The sequence below is a fragment of the Streptomyces hazeniae genome (assembly GCF_031845485.1).
Classification (GTDB): domain Bacteria; phylum Actinomycetota; class Actinomycetes; order Streptomycetales; family Streptomycetaceae; genus Streptomyces; species Streptomyces hazeniae.
The window spans coordinates 1-761 of the sequence record NZ_JAVREQ010000077.1 but is presented as its reverse complement, the minus strand read 5'-3'; the positions used below and the strand labels follow the sequence as shown (position 1 = coordinate 761).

The 761-nt window shown below is 72.9% G+C and carries 1 protein-coding gene; it reads left to right on the top strand.

The genetic code is table 11. The features are described from left to right. The coding region (locus RM572_RS28645; protein ID WP_311676289.1) for a conjugal transfer protein at window positions 1-761 on the top strand (761 nt) is incomplete at both ends.

Sequence of the window (761 nt, the reverse complement as noted above, 5' to 3'; positions counted from 1 at the left end):
CGGCACCTACACCAACATCTCGGGCGCCTACGGCAAGGGCACGGCGCTGGGTGCGGTGGCGGCCGGTGAGGGCGCGACCGGCGTGCTGGCCGTCATCATGCTCGCGTTGACGCTGCTGGGGCAGTCGTCCCCGGCCGTGGTCCGCCTCGGGTTGTGGGCCACGCCGGTCGCGGCATCGGTGATGGCTGCCATGGCCGCCGACGACCCCGCCACGACCGTGATCTATGCGGTGACGCCGCTGGGCATGTGCGTGGCCGCCGAGGGCATGGCGTTCGTCGCCCGCCGCATCGTCGTCTTCCAGACCGGCCGCGACGCCGAGGCCGAAGCATCCGCCGCCGCCCTCATGCGGTCACTCGCCTATCACCGGGCCCGCGCGGCGAACCACCCGGACGAGAAGATCCGGGCCCGGTCGGACAAGACCTCATGGCGGCTGGCACGGAAGGCCGGCGCCGGGGACACAACCCTGAACGCCGAGCTCCTGGGCGTCCAGCGCCAGCGGGTCACCGCGGGCGCGGACACCGCGCTGGGCGAGATGTTCACCCTCCCCGGCACCGACCGCCCGGAACTCCCGGCCGCTGGTGGCGAAGAGACCAGCGTCCCGGCGCCGGTTCCGGTGCGTTCGCTGCCGGACGTCCTGGAGGAGATCGGATGGTGCACCCCCGACACGTTCGGCGCGACCAGCAACCCGCACTACGAGGTGACCACCGAACGCCTCGACCAGCCGCGCGGGGAACTGGTCACCGCCACGACCGCCGAGGTAA